Below are 20,367 nucleotides of genomic sequence, written 5' to 3' on the forward strand. Positions count from 1 at the left end.
ATGAGTTCGAACACCGCCCTGCTGGAAGTGATCGCGCTGGGCTGCCACGACGCGGAGCGGGCGCAGGAGGGCGGAGCGGACCGGCTCGAACTCGTCTCCGACATGGCCAGCGACGGGCTCACCCCGAGCGAGGCGACGGTGCGCGAGGTGCTCGCGGCCACTGATTTGCCGGTGCGCGTGATGCTGCGCGCGGAGAACACTTTCGACGCGCGCGCCATCGACGAGCTGTGCGCTTCGGCGGCCCGGCTGGTGTCCGCGGGTGCGCAGGAGTTCGTGTTCGGGTTCCTGACCGAGGAGGGCGAGGTCGACGCCGAGGCGTGCCGCGCGCTGCTGAAGGAGATCGACGGGCGGCCGTGGACGTTCCACCGCGCCATCGACCGCTCGCGCAACCCGATCGCCGCGTACGACGTGCTGGCCGAGCTCGGCTGCGACACCGTGCTGGCGGCGGGCCACGCGAACGGTGTCGCGAGTGGACTGTCGGTGCTGCAGCAGCTGGCGCGGCGCACCGACGGTCCCGCGCTGTTGGTCGGCGGCGGCTTGCGGGCGCAGCAGGTGCATTTGCTGCGGGCCGGCGGCGTGCGCGGCTTCCACGTCGGTGGCGCGGTGCGTCCGTCCGGTTGGGACGCTCCGGTGGACGCGGCCGCCGTGCGCGAGTGGGCCGAACTCGTCAAAGGCTGACGCTCCGCTCCACTGGGGAAGGGAACCTCGCCGGGAATTCCAATTCCGGCAAGGTTCCCTTTTTTTGCTTGACGAGCACAGCGCGCGTGTGTGCGCAAGGGGTCCGGATTGTCCGGGGCTTCCGCATTCCAACGTCCGATGGTTTCCGGATGCGGCGGGACATCGCGGCGGGAATCAGTCATAAATCGTGCAAGTGGAAAACAAACCAACCGCGTTAAGGTCAGCCAAAAGTAGGTTTCTTTGTTTCGAGCGGTTTTTTAGGGTCGGGGATACGGGTCGGTACCGCGATTTAGCCGGCCCGGTCCCCGCCTCTCGAGAGGAATTCTCATGCGCTTGCGCAAGCTCGTCGCCGCCGCGGTTCCGCTGCCGGCGTTGCTGTGCCTGTCCGTGGCCGGCGTCGCGAACGCCGATCCGCTGGTCGCCCTTTCCGGCAACGCCGCACCGCTCGCCGCCAGCGCGCGGTCCGGTGACGTCGCCGCTGAGCAGCAGATTCCCGCCGCCCTGTCCCTGAAACTGCACAACCAGCAGGCGCTGGCCCGCTTCCTCGCCGACGTGCAGGACCCGGCCTCGCCGCAGTACCACCGATTCCTCTCTCCGGAGCAATTCACTGCTGCATTCGGCCCAACGCCAGCCGAAGCCGATCAGGCGGTGAATTTCCTCAAGCGCAGCGGTGCGCAGGGTATTGAGGTTTCCGGAAACCGCCAGGCGATCACCTTCTCGGCAACTGCCGGACAGCTGGAATCCGCCTTCCATACGCGCATCGGCAATTACACCGACACCGTCACCGGCCGGAAGTTCTACGCCAACGACTCCGCGCCGGAATTGCCCGCTTCGGTGTCCTCGGTGGTCGATTCGGTCGTCGGACTCGACAATCACGCGGTGAAGCACCACGCGAAGCCGACGCAGGCGCCGCGCACGGTCAAGCCGGTGACGCCGAGCATCCTCAAAACCGCGTACGGCACCAGCGGCATGTCCGCTACCGGCGCGGGCGTGAATGTCGGTTTCGTGGAGTTCGACGGCTACAAGAAGTCCGACATCACCGCGTACGACACCAAGTACGGCCTCAAGGGCGGTTCGGTCAGCACGGTTTCGGTCAACGGAGCCAACTACGACTCGAGCCCCGGCGACGGCCAGACCGAGGTCGACCTGGACATCGAGGTCGTGCACGCGCTCGCCGCACCGGCGAACGACTACGTGTACGAGGCCCCGAACTCCAACGCGGGCGAGCTGGCGATGTACCAGAAGATCGCGTCGGACAAGAAGGTCAGCGTCGTCTCGATCTCGTGGGGCTCCTGCGAGGCGGCGGAAGGCTCGGCCGCGGCCAACAGCGTCGACAAGGCGCTCGCGACCGGCACCGCCGAGGGCATCAGCTACTTCGCCGCCGCGGGCGACGACGGCACCACCGACTGCGCCCGCCAGACCGGCAGCAAGGCCCAGGCGGTGGACTTCCCGGCGTCGAGCCCGAACGTCTCCGGCGTCGGCGGCACGCAGCTGACGGTGAACTCGTCGAACGGCTACAGCAGCGAGACGACGTGGAACGACGGTGCTTCCGGCGGAGCGGGCGGCGGCGGCATCTCGACGATCTTCGCCGCGCCGTCGTGGCAGTCCAAGCAGAGCACGACCAAGCGCAAGGTCCCGGACGTCGCCGGGGACGCCGCGCAGGGTTCGGCGTACACGATCATCTCCGGCGGACAGACCGGGAACGTCTGGGGCACCTCGGGCGCGGCTCCGCTGTGGGCGGGCTTCGCGGCGCTGCAGAACGAGGTCCACAAGGGCGGCCTCGGCAACCTGAACGCGAAGTTCTACAGCATCGGCAACGGTTCCTCCTACGGTTCCGGTTTCCACGACGTGACGACCGGCAACAACACCTTCAACGGCACCACCGGCTTCTCCGCAGGCAAGGGCTACGACCAGACGACCGGCTGGGGCTCGTTCAACGGCTCCGGACTGTCCAAACTGATCGGCTGAGCGCACCGCACGGGAGCGCCTGTCCTGGGGTCCACCCGGGACAGGCGCTCCCGTGCGTTCGGCCGATTGACCAAGATCCGGGACGCTGTTTTGATGGCCGGGTGCAGCCTCTCCTGACGCCGAAGCAGCAGGCCCTCGTCGACCGTGCCGCCAAGCTCGCGGACATTTTCGCCGAGCGCGCGGCCGAGCACGACCGGGAAAACACGTTCCCGCACCAGAATTACGACGACCTGCGGGAAGCGGGCTTCCTCCGGCTGTCGGTCCCGGAGGAACTCGGCGGCTCGGGGGCCGGGCTGCCGGAAATCCTGCCGGTGCTGGAACGGCTCGCGATGGGCGACGGCGCGACCGCGCTGGCGTTCACGATGCACCTGTCCCCGCTGGGACAGTGGGCGAGCGTCTGGCGGCGCACGAAGGCGCCCCGGCTGGCGGAACTGCTGCGCAAAGCGGTGGACGGCGAACTGGTCTGGGCGTCGATCACCAGCGAAACGGGCCTGCGCAACGACATGACGGACGCGAAGACCCGCGCGGTCCGCGTCGAAGGCGGTTTCGAACTGTCCGGCCGCAAGAGCTTCGCGACCAACTCGGCGGTCGCCACGCACTGCTCCACCACCGCCCGCTACGAGGACGCCGACGGCGGCCCGCGGCTGTTGCTGTGCCAGATCGCGCTGGACGCGCCGGGCGTCACGATCCACCAGACGTGGAACACCATGGGCATGCGCGGCACTCAAAGCAACGACGTCGAACTGGACAAGGTGTTCGTCGAGGACGCCGCGGTGGTGCACTCGCTGCCGGTGAAACACCTCGACTCGCGGGTGCTGGAAACCGTCTGGGCCTGGGCGATGCCCGCGTTCTCGGCGGTCTACACCGGAATCGCGGCCGGCGCGCTCGACTGGACCGTGCGGACGCTGGTCCAGCGCGGCAAGGCCGAGGACCCGGTGCTGCAGGACGTGATCGGCGAATGCCAGATCCTGCTGGAAAGCTCCCGCGCGCTGATCTACCGCCAGGCCGACGAGGTGACGAGCCGCCGCCTGTTCACCGGGGACATCCAGGACGGCGTCGCCCGCAGCGCGATCGTGAAGTACACGGCGGCGAACAACGCGGTCCAGGTGATGCAGCGGCTGGTCGACGCGCTGGGCGGCATGTCCTACACGAAGGCGCTGCCGTTCGAGCGCATGTGGCGGGACGTGCAGGCGAGCACGTTCATGCCGATGGGCAACCTGGCGACCCGCAAACTGGTCGGGGCGAACGTGCTGGGCGTGCGGACGCTGCCGGAGATCGGCCCGGACGAGACCGGACCGGATTCCCGCGCCAAGGGCTGAACGGGTGAACCCGGCCGGAACCGGGTGAGTTCTCGCTGCTCAGCGGCTATCTTGATCGCTTCGGTCTTGGTGTCCAGGGGAGGGACAGCGAGTGGCGAAGCAGAAATTCCGCACGCTCAAGGACGGGCGAGTAGTCCCGATCAACGAGGGCGGCGGGGCGAAGGTTTTCGTGGCCGGAGTGGCGGTCGTCGCCGCTGTCGGGGGCGGCACGGCGGCCGGGATCGGCGGTTCCGCGAGCGTGGGATCCGGGGCCGCCGCGGAGGCGCTGCCGGGAAACCTCGCTGGGGATGTCGCGGATTCCCTGCCCGGCCGCAGTCTCGAGACGCGCAAAGCCGAGGGCAAGAAGTCCGCGAAGCGCGGCCGCAAGGACGAAACCTTCAGCCGGTTCAAGCTCAAACAGCTCAAGCAGGCCGCGAAACACGAGATCGACTGCCTGCTGAACTCCACCGACCGCGTCCGGGATTACCTCGCGGAGCACCGCTGCACCTCATTGAACCGCAACCTCTTCGCCGTCGGCGACGGTCACGGCAACGCCGCGGTGATTTCCGTTGCCCGCGTGGGGTTTCCGAAGAAGAGCGACGCTGAGGGCTGCGAGAAGGTTGAAGAGGTGCAGGGCAGCGGGGACGTCAAACCCCTTGGCGCTGCCCTGCTCGGCCTCGACGGCGTGAAGTTCTCCGGCCACCACTTCAAGTCCAGAGTGGACGGTCGGGCGATGGTGGTCGCCGAGACGGAAACCGTTGCCGGACACGTAGCTCCCGGCACCCTCGACGCGCTTGCCGACGTCTCGGTGTGGTTCCCGAAGCTGTGACTACTTCTTCTCCGGAACGACAGCGGCCTCGGAAGCAGCGGCCTCCGCCGCCTCCTGCTCCGCCAGGTCGGCCGCCGCCTGCACGGCCGGACCGTGCAGCAGCCGGGCCACTTCACCGCGCAGCGAAACGAATTCCGCCGATTCCCGCGTCGTGATCTGGTCCCGCTGAGCGGGCAGGTCCACCTTGAGATCCGCCACGATCCGCGCCGGCGACTTCGACAGCACCAGCACCCGGTCGCCGAGGTACACGCTCTCGTCGATGTCGTGCGTCACCAGCAACACCGTCGTGCCCTGTTCGACCTGGACCCGGCGCAGCAGGTCTTCCAGCTCGAACCGCGTCTGCGCGTCCACCGACGCGAACGGCTCGTCCATCAGCAGCAGCGCCGGACGGCTCGCCAGCGCGCGGGCGATCGACACCCGCTGCTGCATGCCGCCCGAAAGCTGCCACGGGTATTTGTTCACCGCGGCCGAAAGTCCGACCGCCTCGAGCGCTTCGGCGGCCCGGGCACGCCGGGTCGCCTTGTCGAGTTTGCTCCAGCGCAGCGGGAATTCCACGTTCTTCGCGACCGACAGCCACGGGAACAGGGAGCGGCTGTAGTCCTGGAACACCACGGCGAGATCGTCCGGCACCGAGGTGACGCGGTCGCCGTGCAGGCTCACCGTGCCCGCGCTCGGCGGGATCAGGCCGGCGATCGCGCGCAGCAGGGTGGACTTGCCGCAGCCGGACGGGCCGACGATGCACGCCAGCTGCCCGGTCTCCACCGTGAACGACAGTTCGTTGACCGCGACGTGCGCGGACTCGCCGCTGCCGTAGCGGTGGCTGAGGCCGGAGACCTCGAGCATGGTCGACATAACGGGAAACCTTCCTAGTTCCGGCCGGGCTGCCAGCCGAGCACCCGGCGTTCGATGCCGAGCAGCGCGGCGTTGAACCCGTACCCGAGGATGCCCAGCAGCACGATCCACGCCCACATCTGGTCGAAGTCGTACGAACGCTGGGCGGCGAGCAGCGCGTAGCCGATGCCGTTGAGCGCCCCCACCAGTTCGGAGATCGCCATCAGGATCAGCGCGATCGAAAGCGACACGCGAAGCCCGGCGAAGATCTTCGGCAGCGCCGAGGGCAGCACGACCAGCCCGATCCAGTACCGCTTCGGCGTCCGGAACGCGCGGGCCGTCTCGACCTTGACCTTGTCGACCGAGCGGACGCCGTCCACTGTGTTCATCAGCACCGGCCACAGCGAGCTGAAGATGATCGTCGCGGTCTGCATGCCCGGTCCGATGCCGAACAGGATGATGAACACCGGCACGAGCGCGGGCGGCGGAATGGCGCGGAAGAACGCGAAAAGCGGTCCCACGTAATCCATTCCGGTGCGCGAGCGGCCCAGCGCGGTGCCGAGCGCGACGCCGATCACCACCGCGAGCAGCCAGCCGCCGAGCAGCCTGCCGAGGCTCGGCAGGATGTGGTCGAACACCGGCTCGCCGAGGAACAGGTGCGAGGCCGGGCCGGAGAACCACAGTTTCGCGGCCGCGGCGGCGATCTTCGACGGCGGCGGGAAGAACACGTTTTCGCTCAGCTGCGCCGCGATCTCCCACAGCACCACCAGAATCGCGAACAGCAGCCACTTGCGGGCGAACCCGCTGAGCCCGCGGCTCATCCGGCGCGTGACGGTGGAGGGTTTTTCGACCACACTCACGCGGCGGCTCCTTCGACAGCGTTGCTCCAGCGGAACAGCCGGTTGCCCAGTCGTTCCAGGCCCTCGTTCACGAGGAAGCCGAGCAGCCCGGCGACCACGGTCCCGGCGAGCACCAGGTCCATCCGGCCCGGTCCGGAACTGGCTTCGAGCACGAACTGCCCGATGCCGAGTTTCGCCCCGGCCAGGAATTCCGTGCTGATCACCAGGATCAGCGAAATCGCCGCGGACAGCCGGATCCCGGTGAACACGAACGGCGCGGCGTGCGGCAGCGCGACCGAGGTCAGCACCCGCGAACGCGGAGTTCCGTAGGTGCGCGCGGTTTCCAGCAGCAGCGGGTCGATCTCGGCCAGCGCGTAAATGGTGTTGAAGAGAATCGGCCACACCGCCGCGTACACGGCGAGGGTGATCTTCGCTTCCGGACCGCCGCCGACGACGATCAGCACCAGCGGAATCAGTGCCACGGAAGGAATCGGCCGCAGGAATTCGACGATCGCCTTGGTCGCGTCGCGCAGCCAGCGGACGCTGCCGAGCAGCAGACCGGCCGGGACCGCGATGGCGATCGAGATGAGCAGCGCGATCAGCCACGCGAGCACGGAGGCGACCACGTCGCGGACGAATTCGACGTCGCCGAACAGTTCGCCGATCCGGGCGAACACCACGGTCGGCGGGGGAAGGTCGTTCTGGTCGATCAGACCGGCCCGCACGACGGCCTCCCAGATCAGGAGGAAGCCGAGCAGGCCGGTCAGGTTCCGGACGAGGCGCACGTCAGGACGCGTTCGCCTGCGGGACGATCATCGACTGCACGTCGATCTTCGACTGGATGGAACCGAACTGCTGCAGCAGGTCCGGCACCCGCTGGATGCGCCGGGCGTCCAAAGTGGACTGGAAGGTCAGCAGGTTCGTGATCTTCGCGGTCGCCTCGTCCACCTTCGAGAACTGGATCATCAGCGGCTCGATCTTGGAGCGGTCGGCCGATTCCTTGGTGGCGCGCAGCATCGCGCGCTGGAACGCGGCGACCGTCTTCGGGTTCGCGTCGGTGAACTTGCCGAGCGAGCCGTAGCCCGCGGTCGGGAAGTCCTTGGTGCCGCCGGAAGCGGTGTCGATGACCTCGACCGTCCCGTTGACCTTCGCCGACTGCGTGATGAACGGCTCGGTCAGGAAGCCCGCGTCGATGTCGCCGCGCTTGACCGCGGGGCCGATGTCCGGGAACCGCAGCGAAACCCACTTCACGTCGGTGAAGCTCACGCCGTTGTCGCGCATGACCGACTTGGTCAGCGTGTCGCAAATCGTGTTGGTGGCGGTGATCCCGATCCGCTTGCCCGCCAGGTCGTGCACGTTCTTGATGTTGCTGTTCGGCATCGCCACGACTTCGGTGCTCTTCGGGCCCGCCGAGGAGGCGTCGGCGACGAGCTTGATGTCCGCGGCGCCCTTGCTCTTGGCGATGAAGAACGGCGTGTAGCTCGCGTAGGCGATGTCGACCTCGCCCGCCTGCAGCTTCTGCAGCGACGCGTCACCGCTGGCGGCGTCGACGGCTTCGACCTCGAGTCCCTCGTTCTTGAAGTAGCCGTTCTGGACCGCGAGGTGGAAAGGCACCACGTCGATCGTCGGCATGATCGAGACCTTGATCTTGGCCTTCTCGACCCCGGAGCCGCCCTTCGCGCTGCCCGAATCGTCCGATCCGCCCAGCAGGCCGCATCCGCTGGCAGTCAAGGCAACGCCGCCCGCCATAGCGAGCGACAGGAACCCGCGCCTGCCGTAGTCGCGCCGGCTGCTCACCGCTTCATCAAACAAGGTCGCTCCTAGCACATGGGCCCGCGTCTGGCATGGACGCGGGGGGAAGGTGGCTCATTGTCCGGAGTCACGCGGCTACTGTAGAGAACCAGGACGATCACTCACAATGGGTGTTCATATACGATTCAGAAGTGGTGCTGGTCACTCGATCAGGTGATCGAATCCGCTGGTATGTCGGGGTATGTGAACGACCCGTGGGTGCCCGATGGGCCTTGATCCGCTGCCTGGGTGCTCTCCGGGCAACTTCTGGAGGGTTACAAATGGGCCAGGCGTTCGCTACCCTCTGCTCCGGCAATGTGAGGTGTGGACCACCGATGTAGTGAGAGCCCGGACTTGGGAAAAGGGCTCTCCGCGTACTCCGGCGACGAGCCGGTGGGGGGTGGCCTCGGCCGAACGGACTAAGAGATCGACCACGTGCGGGGACCGAACGTCATGTCAGACCTGAACCGATTCCGCGCCCGAGGCGACGGGCAGCCGCACCGCGAAGTCGATCTTTTCACTCGAAAGGGTGTAACAGTCCGGGACGCGGTCCAGACCACTCAGGTGGCGGATTACCTGCCGGGAGCGTGCGCGTAGTGGCCACGAGCACGGCAGGTTCGGAATCAACGGGCCCCTCGGGCCCGGACGGTGGTGCGGCGGTGCCGAACGAAGACACCGCGGGGGCAGGGGAGGCCTCCGCTCAGGAGAACGCGGGGACCGCGCAGCAGCGGTCCTGGCTCGCGCTCGGCAACTGGCGATTGCGGTCGAAGCTCGCGCTCATTCTCCTCATCCCCACGATCACCGCGCTGGTGCTCGGCGTGCTGCGCGTGGTCGACGACGTGCGGTCGGCGGTCGACCTCAACCACACCGCCAACCAGGTCGCCTTCGCCGAGAAGGTCACCGCGGTCGTGCACGACCTGCAGCGCGAGCGCGCGCTGGCGGTGGTCCGGATCTCGTCGGCGGACCCGCTGCGCCAGACCGGCCTCGACGCGCAGATGGCGAAGGTCGACCGCGACGTCGACGACCTGCGCAACGCCGCGGTCAACCTCGACAACGACGACCAGGCGGCCAGCGACCGCTACGCGCACGGTCTCCAGCGCCTCGACGCGCTGCGCCCGCTGCGCGCGGCGATGACCACCTCGGCCTACTCCGACCGCGCGGTCCTCGACACCTACTCTTCGGTGCTCGACTCGCTGATCCAGCTCGGCCGCGAGGTCTCCACCGCGACCACCAACCGCGACCTGCTCCGCCTCGGCACGAGCACGCAGTCGATCAGCGAGGCGAAGGAGTTCATCCTCCGCGGCGACTCCGCGCTGCAGATCGCCGCGTTCCGCGACGGCTTCCCCGGCAACCTGATCGACGAGACCCGGGCCGCCGAGGCCAGCGGCGACGCGTCGATCACCGCGTTCCTCGCCAACGCCACCGGCGACCAGGTCCAGCTCTACAACGACACCTACTCCGGACCCGAGGTCGACGAGCGTCGGCGTTTGCAGACACAGGCGTTCTCCTTCGCTCAGCAGAGCCAGCCGCTCAACCTCGACGGCACCAAGCTCGGCCAGGACTCCACCGTCGCCGCCGACAAACTGCGCGCGGTCGAGGTCAACCTGCTGACCCAGCTGCGCGCCCAGGCCGACGAACTGGCCAGCAACGCGGTGCGGTCGGCGTGGGTCGGCGGGGTCATCGTCCTCGCCGCGCTGGTCGCCGCGCTGATGCTGATGCTCGTCATCGCCCGGCTGATGCTGCGCCCGCTGCGGGTGCTGCGGAAGACCGCGCTGGACGTCGCCTACACCCGGCTGCCGGAAACCGTGCAGGCGATCCTGGACGACCCGGACCCGGTCAACGCCTCGAAGAAGGCGGTCGACCCGGTCCCGGTCCTCACCCGCGACGAGATCGGCGAAGTGGCGCGCTCGTTCGACGTGGTCCACGAGCAGGCGGTCAAGATGGCCGCCGAACAGGCGCTGCTGCGCGAGAACGTCAACGGCATCTTCGTGAACCTCTCCCGGCGGTCGCAGCGGCTGGTGGAACGCCAGCTCGGCGTCATCGACCGGCTCGAGGCCGACGAGCAGGACCCGGACCATCTCGCGAGCCTGTTCGAGCTCGACCACCTGGCGACCCGGTTGCGCCGGAACGGCGAATCGCTGCTGGTGCTTTCGGGCGCGGGCCTCGCGAAGTCGGTGCCCAAGCCGGTGCCGGCGGCCGACGTGATCGGCGCGGCGGTGTCGGAGATCGAGCAGTACGCCCGCATCGAGATCGGCATCGTGCCCGAGGTCGCGGTGCAGGGCCTCGCGATCCACGACCTCGTGCACGTGCTCGCGGAACTGCTCGACAACGCGACCTACTTCTCCGAACCGGAAACCAAGATCACCGTCCGCGCGGTCATCACGCGCAAGAAGGCGCTGGCGATCCAGGTCACCGACCACGGCGTCGGGATGAGCGAGGAGCGCCTCGCCGAGGTCAACGAGCGCCTCGCCGACCCGCCGGACCTGGACGTGTCGGTGACTCGGCGGATGGGTCTGTACGTGGTCGCGCGGCTGGCCCAGCGGCACGGCATCGAGGTGCGGCTGCGCGAGAACGAGGACATCGAGGGCGGCGTGATCGCCCGCGTCGTGGTCCCGGTCGAGCTGCTCACCCAGGTCCGGACGGTTTCGCCGACGATGCGGAACACCCCGCCGCCGCCGAACCGCAACGAGGTCTCGCACCCGAGCCTCCCGCCGCTGAACCGCGAGCCGGAACCGTCGAACCCGCTTCCGCTCTCGCCGCCGCCCGCGGCCGCCGAGCTGACCGAGGCGATGGGCTCGACCGGCTCCGGCGGAGCGGCCGACAACGGCGGACTGGTGCCGCTCGACCAGCCGATCAGCCTCGACGACCTCGTCGCGGGCAACCGCGCGGCCGGTCCGTTCCTCAGCCCGGCGACGCCCGCCTCGGAAGCCCCGGCGTGGCCGACCGCGGAAGACCTCGCGCCGCTCACTCGCGAGTCGTACGGCGAGGGCGCGAGCCTGGCGCAGACCGAATTCCCGCCGCTGGTGCTGCCGAAGCGGGAGCCGAAGTACGTCGCTCCGGAAGCGCCGAAGGAGCAGCCGCCCGCCGAGCCGGACGGTTCCGCCGCGCTCGAGGACGACGTGCCGACCCGGCGGCTGCCGATCTACCAGTCGGTGCTGTCGCGCTGGTTCAGCGAGGGCGAGGACAGCGAGCCCGGAACCGGAACGGCGCAGTCCGCCGCGTCGGAGCCGGAGCCGGAAGCCGCCGAGGCTCCCGCCGCCGAGCCGCGGGAGCGGGACGAGACTCCGGCCGAGCCGGTGCGGCAGCAGGCGAGCGAGCCGCTCGAGTCGACGCCGCTCTACCCCGGTTCCGACGAGCCGGAGGACGACAGCTGGCACAGCGTCTCCGACGAGGGATGGCAGGCGGCGCAGTCGCTGCTCGAATCCAAGAACGAGGAGATCACGCCCGCCGGGCTGCCCAAACGCGTGCCCAACGCGTACCTGGTCCCCGGCTCGATCGGCAACGCGCCGGAACCGGCGCAGCAGAACTCGTTCACGGACGCGACCACCGGAATGCCCGGAACGGGTGCGATCACCCGCTCGGCGACGGCTGCCCGCAGCCGGATGGCAAGCTTCCAGCGTGGGTACAAGTCCGGAAGGCACGCACTGAAGGAGCGGCCGCCGGACGCCCGGCTCGACGACGACGGGGTTCGCGTCACCGGGGCCGGGTATGTGAGCGACAGCAGTGAGGAGCGAGAGTGACACGGGCGGGAGTGCAGCCGGGAGGCGGCTCGGTGCAGCCGAACGGCAGGCAGGCCGGCGGCAGCGCGGCGAGCAGCTTCGCGTGGCTGATCACGGACTTCGTCCACCGGGTGCCCGGTGCGGCGCACGCGGTGGTCGTCTCGGCCGACGGTCTGCTGCTCGCGTCTTCGCGCGGGCTGCCGAAGGACCGGGCGGACCAGCTGGCGGCCGTCGCCTCGGGGCTGACCAGCCTCGCGCGCGGTGCGGCGAAGGTGTTCGAGGGCGGCCCGGTCGCGCAGACCGTGGTCGAGATGGCGAACGGATTTCTCTTCCTGATGTCGGTGTCCGACGGCTCGTGCCTCGCGGTGCTGGGTTCGCCGGAAAGCGACATCGGCTTGGTGGTGTACGAGATGACTCTGCTGGTCGAACGGGTCGGCCAGCAGCTGACACCGGAGATGCGGGCACAACTGCAGGGCGCTGCGGTCCGTCGCTAGGCGGACCTAGGACTACAGGAGTAAACCGTGGACGACGGGCGCTTGCGCGGCGACGGCCGGCTCGGTGACGAGCACACCGGGGGCTGGGGCGATCGGGACCAGAGCCGGGAGGACTGGAAGTCCTTCCGGGACCGGGTCGACCGCGAATGGCGTTCGAGGGACGTCCAAGCCGCGGATTCCGAACCGGTGCGCGAACCGCCGAACTGGCTGACCGATTCCAACGCCGGGCAGCAGCCGGGCATCACCGCGGTGCCCGGGTACCGCGAGCGGCTGCTCGGCGGACCCGGTTCGGAGCTGTTCGGCGGGGCGAGCGGACCGCTGTACGACTCGGCCGAGTTCGCCGCGTTCAGCGCCGAACGCGACGGGTCGCCGGGACCTTCGAGCTTCCCGTCGAACGGATTGGCCGCCGCGCTGCCGATGCAGGCGGCGGGCGAATACGTGGACGAGCCCGCCGAGGTGGAGACCTCCGGGCTGGTCCGGCCTTACTTCCGCACCCGCGGACGCACGAAGCCGACCTACGACCTCGCGATCGAGGCGCTGGTGTCGACGAGCGAACAGGGCAGGGTGCTCGACCGCGTCCGCGTGCCGGAGCACCGGTCGATCTGCGACCTGTGCCTCGACACCCGGTCGGTCGCCGAGGTGGCCGCGCTCCTGCGGCTTCCGCTCGGCGTGGTGCGGGTGCTGATTGGTGACGTGGCGGGCCTCGGCCTGGTGCTCGTGCACACGAGCAGCAGCACGAATTCGGGCGACCGCCCCAGTATCGAGTTCATGGAAAGGGTGCTCAGTGGGCTTCGGAGAATTTGACTCCGACGCGAACACACCGCAGACGGGTCCGACCTCGTCGGCCAAGATCGTGGTCGCGGGTGGGTTCGGTTCGGGCAAGACGACTCTGGTCGGGGCGATCTCCGAGATCGACCCGCTGACCACCGAGGCCATGATGACCGAGGCCAGCGTGGGCCACGACGACGTGTCGGCCACGCCGAACAAGTCGACCACCACGGTGGCCATGGACTTCGGCCGGATCTCGCTCGACTCCGACCTGGTGCTGTACGTGTTCGGCACGCCGGGCCAGCACCGGTTCTGGTTCATGTGGGACGACCTCGCCGTCGGCGCGATCGGCGCGGTCGTGCTGGTGGACACGCGCAGGCTCGCGGACGCGTTCCCGTCGATCGACTTCTTCGAGAACCGGAAGCTGCCCTACGTCGTGGCGATCAACTGCTTCGACCGGCTGCTGCACCACCAGATCGAGGACGTGCGGCACGCGCTCACCATCTCGCCGTCGGTCCCGATCATGGCGTGCGACGCGCGCGAGCGGGACTCGGCGAAGCAGGTGCTGATCTCGGTCGTGCAGCACGCGATCGCGCACGACACGGCTTTACGGGCGGGCTAGTCCCGTTCGCGGTCCCCGCCGCCGTCTGCGAAGGAGGCTTGCGCCGACTCCCAGATTCCCGTTACACCCCGGCTCGGGTGCGGCCGTTGGAGTGAACTCCACGGGCTTCACCCGCTTCGGGGAGTGGTGCCTCCGAGCGGGGCAGCTGAGTAGTCCTGTCCCGCTCGCGGCCGAGGCCGGCCGCCCCTGATCGGGGCGTCGGACCGGCGGTGACCTGCACGGACATCCCGCTGCGCACGGTGGCCGCCGCCACCACCGAGTGACCCGCGAATGCGTGGTTGTGCATGCGTTCGCGCGACGTTACATCCGGCAGACACGTACCGTGCCCGGGCACACGCTCGACACGACCGGGTGCGTGAATACGCTGGAACGACGACTTCACCGCGGCCGGGCGAGGATGGCCCGAGGGCGGCGAACGGGCGTCCGGCAGCGTTCGAGGAGCTTGGAGGGGCAGTGACCGATTCCGACCGGCCAGCGGACCAGGGCACGTTCAGCTGGCTGATCTCGGATTTCGTGCGCCGGGTCCCGGGTGCGGCGCACGCGGTGCTGGTGTCGGCGGACGGACTGATGCTCGCGCCTTCGGAGGGCTTGCCGCAGGAACGCGCCGAGCAGCTCTCGGCGGTGGCGTCCGGGCTGATCAGCCTGACCCAGGGCGCGGCGCGGTGCTTCGAGGCGGGCGGCGTGAACCAGACCGTGGTCGAGATGGAACGCGGGTACCTGTTCCTGATGTCGGTCTCGGACGGGTCCTGTCTGGCCGTGCTGGCCGCGCCGACGTGTGACATCGGGACAGTCGCGTACGAGATGACCCTGCTGGTCGAGCGGGTCGGCGAGCAGATCACGCCGGAACTGCGCGCGCAGCTGCAGGGCGGCGGGGTGCTGGGGTAGCCGATGAAGATCTCGGGTTTCGGAGACCAGGACACGGGCGCCTGGGACGCCCTCCACAAAGGCACGGAACGGGAGTCGTTCGACTCGCCGAGCCGGTACGACATGAGTTCGCTGAGCCTCCGGCTGCCGCATCGGCAGCCTCGGGCCACGCCTCCGCCGCCTGCTTCGCGGCACGCCCAGCCGCCTGCCCGGCGTCCGGAGCCCGCGCCTCGCCCGGCTCCCGCGCCGGTCGCGCCGCGCCCGGTGCAGCAGGCGGTGGCCCCGCCGCCCGCTCCGGTACCGGCTCCGGTGTCGGCTCCGGTGCAGGAGGAGAGCTGGGACGACGGCTACGAATGGGTCGAGGACGGCGAATCCGGTTACTGGGAAGAGCCGCGGCCGAACCACCGGTGGGAAGAGCCCCAGCAGCAGCGCTGGGAGGAACCGCCGCCCCCGCCGAGCCGTCCCGCGGCGCACGACCCGTACTCGTTCGACGAGTACGCCGGTTCGCCCGGCCCGGACGACCGCGTGGTCCCGGAAGGCTCGGCGTACCAGCGCCAGCACGTCGAACAGGCCACCCGCAGCAGGCACGCGCTGGCCGAAGAGCCCCCGGCGGAGGAGCGGTACTCCGACCCCGGCGCGGCTTCCGGAGTGTCCGAATTGGACCGGTTCTGGTCCGAAGAGGAGCCCGCGCAGCCCGAGCCGCCCGTACAACCGACGAAGTCGCGGGTGCGGCCGTACGCGCGGACCCGCGGCCGTACTCACTCAGACCACAACCTGGCGCTGGAGGCTCTGGTCTCCACCAGTGACGAGGGCCGCCGCTACCGCGGAGTGCGCTCGATCGAGCACCGGCGGATCTGCGATCTGTGCCTGGACACCCGGTCGGTCGCGGAGATCGCCGCGCACCTGCACCTGCCGCTCGGCGTGGTGAAGGTCCTGGTGGGGGACATGGCGGACATCGGGCTGGTCATGCTGCACCAGACCGACCTGGTGCTGGGCGACCGTTCGTCGAGGGAGTTCATGGAGCGGGTGCTGCAGGGGCTGCGCAACCTCTGACCGCGCTCACGGCGCATTGTCTCCGCTCGTGCCGTGGTGGCGCGCTTATGCCGCGCTGCCTCTGCTCGTGCTGTGGTGGCGCGCTCATGCCGCGCTGCCTCTGCTCATGGTGTGTTCGCGCGCCAACACCGCGCTGCCTCCGCTTCGCCTCACCCTGCCCCGCCTTGCCGCGCCTTGGCCCGCCTGACCCGGCCCCGCCTTGCCCTGCTCGCTCGCGTCCGGACTGCCCCAGCCGAAACCGCCCCAATGTGGCATTGGGTGCGTCAGACGCACCGAACGCCACATTGGGTGCGTGGGGCGCACCGAACGCCACATTGGGTGCGCGGGATGCACCCAATGCCACATTGGGTGCGTGGGGTGCACCGAACGCCGCATTGGGTGCGTGGGGTGCACCGAACGCCGCTTTGGCTGCTCCGGCCATGCCCCTACCACCGCGCTCAACGGAACCCGCTGGCTCGTAACGCACCCAATGCCATCGCCGCGGGTGCGGCGCTGCCGGGCCGCGAGATGGAGATGTCCGTGAGGGGAATCCTCACGGACCTTTCGGTCGTGCGATCTCAGTCCTCGACCAGGGCAGCGGAAGTGATGCGGTGCAACGGATACCGCTCATGGTTCGCACCCTCCAGCACCCCACCGCCGACCCGCAACGGACGCACCACGCGCTGGCTAGCCGTACCGCGCGAGTCGACGAAGCCGATCCACACCTCGCGTTGTTCGAGCGTCGCGCGGGACAGCAGGTCGAGCGTCGCCGTCGTGTCCGCACCGCCGCCGCCTGGGGCGCGCACCGTCGAACCGCGGCGGCGGGCCGAAGCTTGGTCTCCTGCGCGGAGATTCGACACGATCCGCGTCGCCTGTTCGTCGGTCAGCACCGCTTGTTCGCCCGGCCGGGCGCGGGCCCCGCGGGCGCGAGCGGGCAGGCGGCGTCCGGTGGGGCGCAGGTCGACCACTCGGCCGTCCGGGCCCTCCGCCGCGGGGGCGAAACCCGCGCCGCGCAAGGCTTCCAGTACCTCGGCCAGCGGGGCGGAGCTGATCAGCACAGTCGGCGCGATCAGTCGCAGGTCGTACTCGGCGGCGACCGGATTCGCGAGGACTTCGGCGAGCAGCGCCTCGTCGTCGCACCGCAGGAACGACCCTGCGGTGCCGCCGCGCAAGCGGCCGTGGCGGCGGGCGACGTCGTCGATCAGGTACGTGAGGCCTTGCGGCACCGGGGTCGCCGACTTGTTGCGGAACATCGCGTGCAGTTCGTCGGCGGTCCGTCCGGTGTCGAGCGCGCGCCGCACCGACGGCTCGGTGACGCGGTAAACCGTTGCGTGGCCAGCGGATTCGACGTCCGCGACCGCGGCCATGTCCGCCGCCAGTTCCGGTTCCAGCGGGCCCGGCGCGACAACCGTCAGGTCGGCCTGCACCAAGATGTGGTCGACTGGTGCGGGCAGCGCGTCGTGCATTGCCTCGACCGCGCCGGAGCGGTCGTCCTCCAGCAGCAGCCGGGTAGCGGTGGTGAGGGCACCGAGACCGACCAGGCCCAGCGCGGTCGCTTCGGCCATCGTCCAGCGGACGGTTTCGTCGCGCAGCCGGCCGCCTCGCCGAGGCGCGCGCCAAGCCAGTACCGCGACTAGCTCGTCGACACTTTTGACGCCTGCGCCCGGATTCAGTTCAGCCAGCGCGGTAAGCACGCGGTGCCGCGAAACCGGCGCGAGCGGCCGTCGCAGCTCTTCGGACAGCGGCGCGATCGGCTTGTCCTTCGCGTCGCGGCCACCGGCGAGCCCGGGCAACCGCGGAAGTTCCAGCCACGCCTGCGCGAGAGTCATCCACCGCTGCACCGAAGGCGACGCGAGCCAGCTGTCGGTGAGCATGGTGGGCACGTATTCGGGGGCGGTGTTTTCGCTGTCCGCAACGAGTCCCGCGCCGACGACCAGCTCCACGAGCAGCGTCGCGCGGGTCTCGTCGATCTCGAGATCTTTAGCGATCTTCTTCAGTTCCCGTACGCCGAGCCCGCCCGCTTTGAGCACCGGCGGCGGCGAATCCGACCACATCCGCAGCAGAGACTCGGTCTGCCGCAACAACTCCATCGCTTCACCGGCGGCGGTTTCGTCCACTGTGTCCGTCCGATGTGGATGGACGGGCAGCTCCGGCTCGACGAGCGTGTCCGGTTCGAACGCGTGCCCGCCACGCAGCAGCAGGCCGAGTTCGCGGGGCAGTTCGACGGTCTGGTCGTCCCGGCGCAGCAGCAGGCCGCGCGCGAGGAGCTTCTGCACCGGCGTGGCCGCGTCGGACAGTCCGACGTCGAAGCTCGCGTCGCGGGTGCGGCCGATCGGCGGCCCGGCGGCCAGCGCGGTGAGCACGGCCCGCTCGTCGTCGCCGACCTCCGCGAGCCGCGCGTCGATGTCGGTGGCGGCCAGCGCGGGCGACGGCGCGCCGAGCCCGGCTGGGAACGGCCCGAGAGCGTCGCGGGCCGCGGGTGGCACTCGCAGTTCGTCGTCAGCGCCCCAGACGAGCGCCCGGGCGCGCAGCCGGGCGAGTGGTTCGCTCACGTCGCGGCCGACCAGCGCCGTCACCGAGGACACCGGCGCCGGCTCGACGTCGGCACCGGCGACCAGCAGCGCGTCGATCACCGCGAGGGTGAACGTGTCGAGGTCTTCGCAGGCGCGGGCGACCGACCCCGGGGTGCCCGCGCGGGTGGCGAGCACGGTGGTGTCGGACGGAGGAGGGGTGGACAGATCGCGACGCGTGCGCAGCAGTTCGGCGAGTGCGTCGTCGGACTCCGCACGCAGCCAGTCCGCCAGAGAGGTCGCGGGCATAGACACCCAGGATACCGGGCGGGTGCGCGCGCACGACCGGTGTTCGGGCAGACTGTGTGCGAGTTTGCCGGACGAGGGCCTCGGAGGAAGCAGTGGCGAAGGGCGACAAGCAGAGCAAGGGCATCGACCCGACGTGGCCGGGCGAACCGGGCGAGCACCCGGTCACCGAGCTGTCCTCGGACCGGCAGGGAGCGCTTTCGCCGTTCGGCGACCTGGCCTTCCCGCTCGAGCAGGTGCCGTACGTGCACCCGGAGACCGAGATCAACCGCTGACCTGCGGACCGCGTTCGGGAGCGCCGCGCTGGTGGCGCCCCCGAACCTGAAGTTACTGGTCAGTCACCCGGTTGGGGTGTGGTGGCGCGGGTCACCGGACTAGATTCGAGCCGTCCGAACCCACACCACCTGCGGGGAGTACGTGTCATGCCGGTTCCCGGTCCCGGGTATTCGATCACCGTCCGGGTCGAGGCCCCGGCCTCGTCAACGGCCGCGGGTGATCTCACCACCGCGGTCGGCCGCGTCGGCGGCGTGCTGACGGCGTTCGACGTCGTCGAATCGCACGCGGACTCGATCGTCGTCGACATCAGCGCCAACGCGCTCTCGGAAAACCACGCGCAGGACATCACGCAGGCGCTCGACTCGCTGCCCGGCGTCCAGGTGCGCAAGGTCTCGGACCGGACGTTCCTGATCCACCTCGGCGGCAAGATCGAGGTCAGCCCCAAGGTCGCGCTCCGCAACCGTGACGACCTCTCCCGCGCGTACACCCCGGGCGTCGCCCGCGTGTGCCAGGCGATCGCCGCGAACCCCGAGGACGCGCGCCGGCTGACCATCAAGCGCAACACCGTCGCGGTGCTCACCGACGGCTCCGCCGTGCTCGGCCTCGGCAACATCGGCCCGGCCGCCGCGCTGCCGGTGATGGAGGGCAAGGCGGCGCTGTTCAAGAAGTTCGCCGGCGTCGACGCGTGGCCGGTCTGCCTGGACACCCAGGACACCGAAGAGATCATCATGATCGCGAAGGCGCTCGCGCCGGTGTACGCGGGCATCAACCTCGAGGACATCGCCGCGCCGCGCTGCTTCGAGATCGAGAAGCGGCTGCGCGAGCAGCTGGACATCCCGGTCTTCCACGACGACCAGCACGGCACCGCGATCGTCGTGGTCGCCGCGCTGCGCAACGCGCTGCGCGTGGTCGGGAAGAACATCGAGGACTGCAAGATCGTGGTCAGCGGCGTCGGCGCGGCAGGCTCCGCGATCATCCGCCTGCTGCTGCGCAAGAACCCGGGCGACATCGTGGCCGCCGACATCGACGGCATCGTCTACCCCGACCGCGGCAACCTCGACGACAACCTGACCTGGATCGCCGAGCACACGAACAAGGACGGCAAGTCCGGCACCCTGCACGACGCGCTGGTCGGCGCGGATGTCTTCATCGGCGTCTCGGCCCCGAACCTCTTCGGCGCGGAGCAGGTCGCCACGATGAACGACGACGCCGTCGTCTTCGCGCTGGCCAACCCGGACCCGGAGATCGACCCGCTGGAGGCGCAGAAGCACGCCGCGGTCGTCGCCACCGGCCGCAGCGACTTCCCGAACCAGATCAACAACGTCCTGGCGTTCCCTGGCGTCTTCCGCGGCCTGCTCGACGCCGCCGCGCACAACATCGACGACAACATGCTGCTGGCCGCCTCCGACGCGATCGCCGACGTGGTGGACAACGGCAAGCTCAACGCGTCGTTCATCGTGCCGAGCGTGTTCGACAGCGCGGTGGCCCCCGCGGTCGCGGAAGCGGTGCGCAACGCAGTCCGCGCCGAACGCGGGCAATAAC

17 protein-coding genes are annotated in these 20,367 nt (G+C 69.6%); 12 read left to right on the forward strand and 5 right to left on the reverse strand.

Annotated elements, in window-relative coordinates:
* The 4 genes from FKO37_RS07345 (at position 1) to FKO37_RS07360 (ending at position 4,773) form a co-directional block, all read left to right on the forward strand.
* Positions 1 to 678, forward strand: coding sequence for a copper homeostasis protein CutC (locus tag FKO37_RS07345; protein WP_238604054.1), 678 nt, complete (start codon positions 1 to 3; stop codon positions 676 to 678).
* A gap of 327 nt (positions 679 to 1,005) precedes the next feature.
* Positions 1,006 to 2,646, forward strand: a complete 1,641-nt coding sequence (locus FKO37_RS07350; RefSeq protein WP_238604055.1) for a protease pro-enzyme activation domain-containing protein — start codon at positions 1,006 to 1,008, stop codon at positions 2,644 to 2,646.
* Between the two features lie 101 nt (positions 2,647 to 2,747).
* Complete coding sequence (locus FKO37_RS07355) at positions 2,748 to 3,965, forward strand: acyl-CoA dehydrogenase family protein (RefSeq protein ID WP_238604056.1); 1,218 nt, start codon at positions 2,748 to 2,750, stop codon at positions 3,963 to 3,965.
* A gap of 91 nt (positions 3,966 to 4,056) precedes the next feature.
* Positions 4,057 to 4,773, forward strand: a complete 717-nt coding sequence (locus tag FKO37_RS07360; protein ID WP_238604057.1) for a hypothetical protein — start codon at positions 4,057 to 4,059, stop codon at positions 4,771 to 4,773.
* Here FKO37_RS07360 and FKO37_RS07365 read toward each other — a convergent pair whose 3' ends face one another.
* From FKO37_RS07365 to FKO37_RS07380, 4 genes are read right to left on the reverse strand one after another with little or no spacing between them, the layout of a single operon-like run.
* On the reverse strand, positions 4,774 to 5,625 hold the full coding sequence (locus tag FKO37_RS07365) for an ABC transporter ATP-binding protein (RefSeq protein ID WP_037807849.1): 852 nt from the start codon (positions 5,623 to 5,625) through the stop codon (positions 4,774 to 4,776). It abuts the gene before it with no gap.
* 14 nt (positions 5,626 to 5,639) lie between these two features.
* Complete coding sequence (locus tag FKO37_RS07370; protein WP_043827293.1) at positions 5,640 to 6,464, reverse strand: ABC transporter permease; 825 nt, start codon at positions 6,462 to 6,464, stop codon at positions 5,640 to 5,642.
* Complete coding sequence (locus FKO37_RS07375; protein WP_037807847.1) at positions 6,461 to 7,228, reverse strand: ABC transporter permease; 768 nt, start codon at positions 7,226 to 7,228, stop codon at positions 6,461 to 6,463. Before FKO37_RS07375 ends, FKO37_RS07370 begins: the two co-directional genes overlap by 4 nt.
* 1 nt (position 7,229) lies before the next feature.
* Positions 7,230 to 8,192: an ABC transporter substrate-binding protein gene (locus FKO37_RS07380; RefSeq protein ID WP_037809278.1), complete on the reverse strand. Its 963-nt coding sequence runs from the start codon at positions 8,190 to 8,192 to the stop codon at positions 7,230 to 7,232.
* 701 nt (positions 8,193 to 8,893) lie between these two features.
* Here FKO37_RS07380 and FKO37_RS07385 point away from each other — a divergent pair.
* The 6 genes from FKO37_RS07385 (at position 8,894) to FKO37_RS07410 (ending at position 15,754) form a co-directional block, all read left to right on the forward strand.
* The gene (locus tag FKO37_RS07385) at positions 8,894 to 11,974 is read left to right on the forward strand and encodes a nitrate- and nitrite sensing domain-containing protein (RefSeq protein ID WP_238604058.1); all 3,081 of its coding nucleotides are present in this window, start codon (positions 8,894 to 8,896) and stop codon (positions 11,972 to 11,974) included.
* On the forward strand, positions 11,971 to 12,447 hold the full coding sequence (locus tag FKO37_RS07390; protein ID WP_369871052.1) for a roadblock/LC7 domain-containing protein: 477 nt from the start codon (positions 11,971 to 11,973) through the stop codon (positions 12,445 to 12,447). The genes FKO37_RS07385 and FKO37_RS07390 overlap by 4 nt, the downstream gene beginning before the upstream one ends.
* 27 nt (positions 12,448 to 12,474) lie before the next feature.
* On the forward strand, positions 12,475 to 13,251 hold the full coding sequence (locus FKO37_RS07395; protein WP_037807839.1) for a DUF742 domain-containing protein: 777 nt from the start codon (positions 12,475 to 12,477) through the stop codon (positions 13,249 to 13,251).
* Positions 13,232 to 13,837 (forward strand): ATP/GTP-binding protein, encoded by a 606-nt coding sequence (locus tag FKO37_RS07400; RefSeq protein ID WP_037807836.1) that lies wholly within the window; start codon positions 13,232 to 13,234, stop codon positions 13,835 to 13,837. Before FKO37_RS07395 ends, FKO37_RS07400 begins: the two co-directional genes overlap by 20 nt.
* A 453-nt stretch (positions 13,838 to 14,290) precedes the next feature.
* Positions 14,291 to 14,722, forward strand: coding sequence for a roadblock/LC7 domain-containing protein (locus FKO37_RS07405; protein ID WP_009083953.1), 432 nt, complete (start codon positions 14,291 to 14,293; stop codon positions 14,720 to 14,722).
* A gap of 3 nt (positions 14,723 to 14,725) precedes the next feature.
* Positions 14,726 to 15,754, forward strand: coding sequence for a DUF742 domain-containing protein (locus FKO37_RS07410; RefSeq protein ID WP_238604059.1), 1,029 nt, complete (start codon positions 14,726 to 14,728; stop codon positions 15,752 to 15,754).
* A 557-nt stretch (positions 15,755 to 16,311) separates the two neighbouring features.
* On the opposite strand, the gene FKO37_RS07415 is transcribed toward FKO37_RS07410, so the two are convergent.
* On the reverse strand, positions 16,312 to 18,552 hold the full coding sequence (locus FKO37_RS07415; protein WP_238604060.1) for a helicase-associated domain-containing protein: 2,241 nt from the start codon (positions 18,550 to 18,552) through the stop codon (positions 16,312 to 16,314).
* Between the two features lie 92 nt (positions 18,553 to 18,644).
* Between FKO37_RS07415 and FKO37_RS07420 the strand changes: the two genes are divergently transcribed.
* Positions 18,645 to 18,824, forward strand: a complete 180-nt coding sequence (locus FKO37_RS07420) for a hypothetical protein (protein WP_037807827.1) — start codon at positions 18,645 to 18,647, stop codon at positions 18,822 to 18,824.
* A gap of 147 nt (positions 18,825 to 18,971) precedes the next feature.
* Complete coding sequence (locus tag FKO37_RS07425; protein ID WP_037807825.1) at positions 18,972 to 20,366, forward strand: NAD-dependent malic enzyme; 1,395 nt, start codon at positions 18,972 to 18,974, stop codon at positions 20,364 to 20,366.
* Position 20,367 lies beyond the last annotated feature (1 nt).

Source organism: Amycolatopsis sp. Poz14 (assembly GCF_006704225.1).
GTDB lineage: Bacteria > Actinomycetota > Actinomycetes > Mycobacteriales > Pseudonocardiaceae > Amycolatopsis > Amycolatopsis nivea.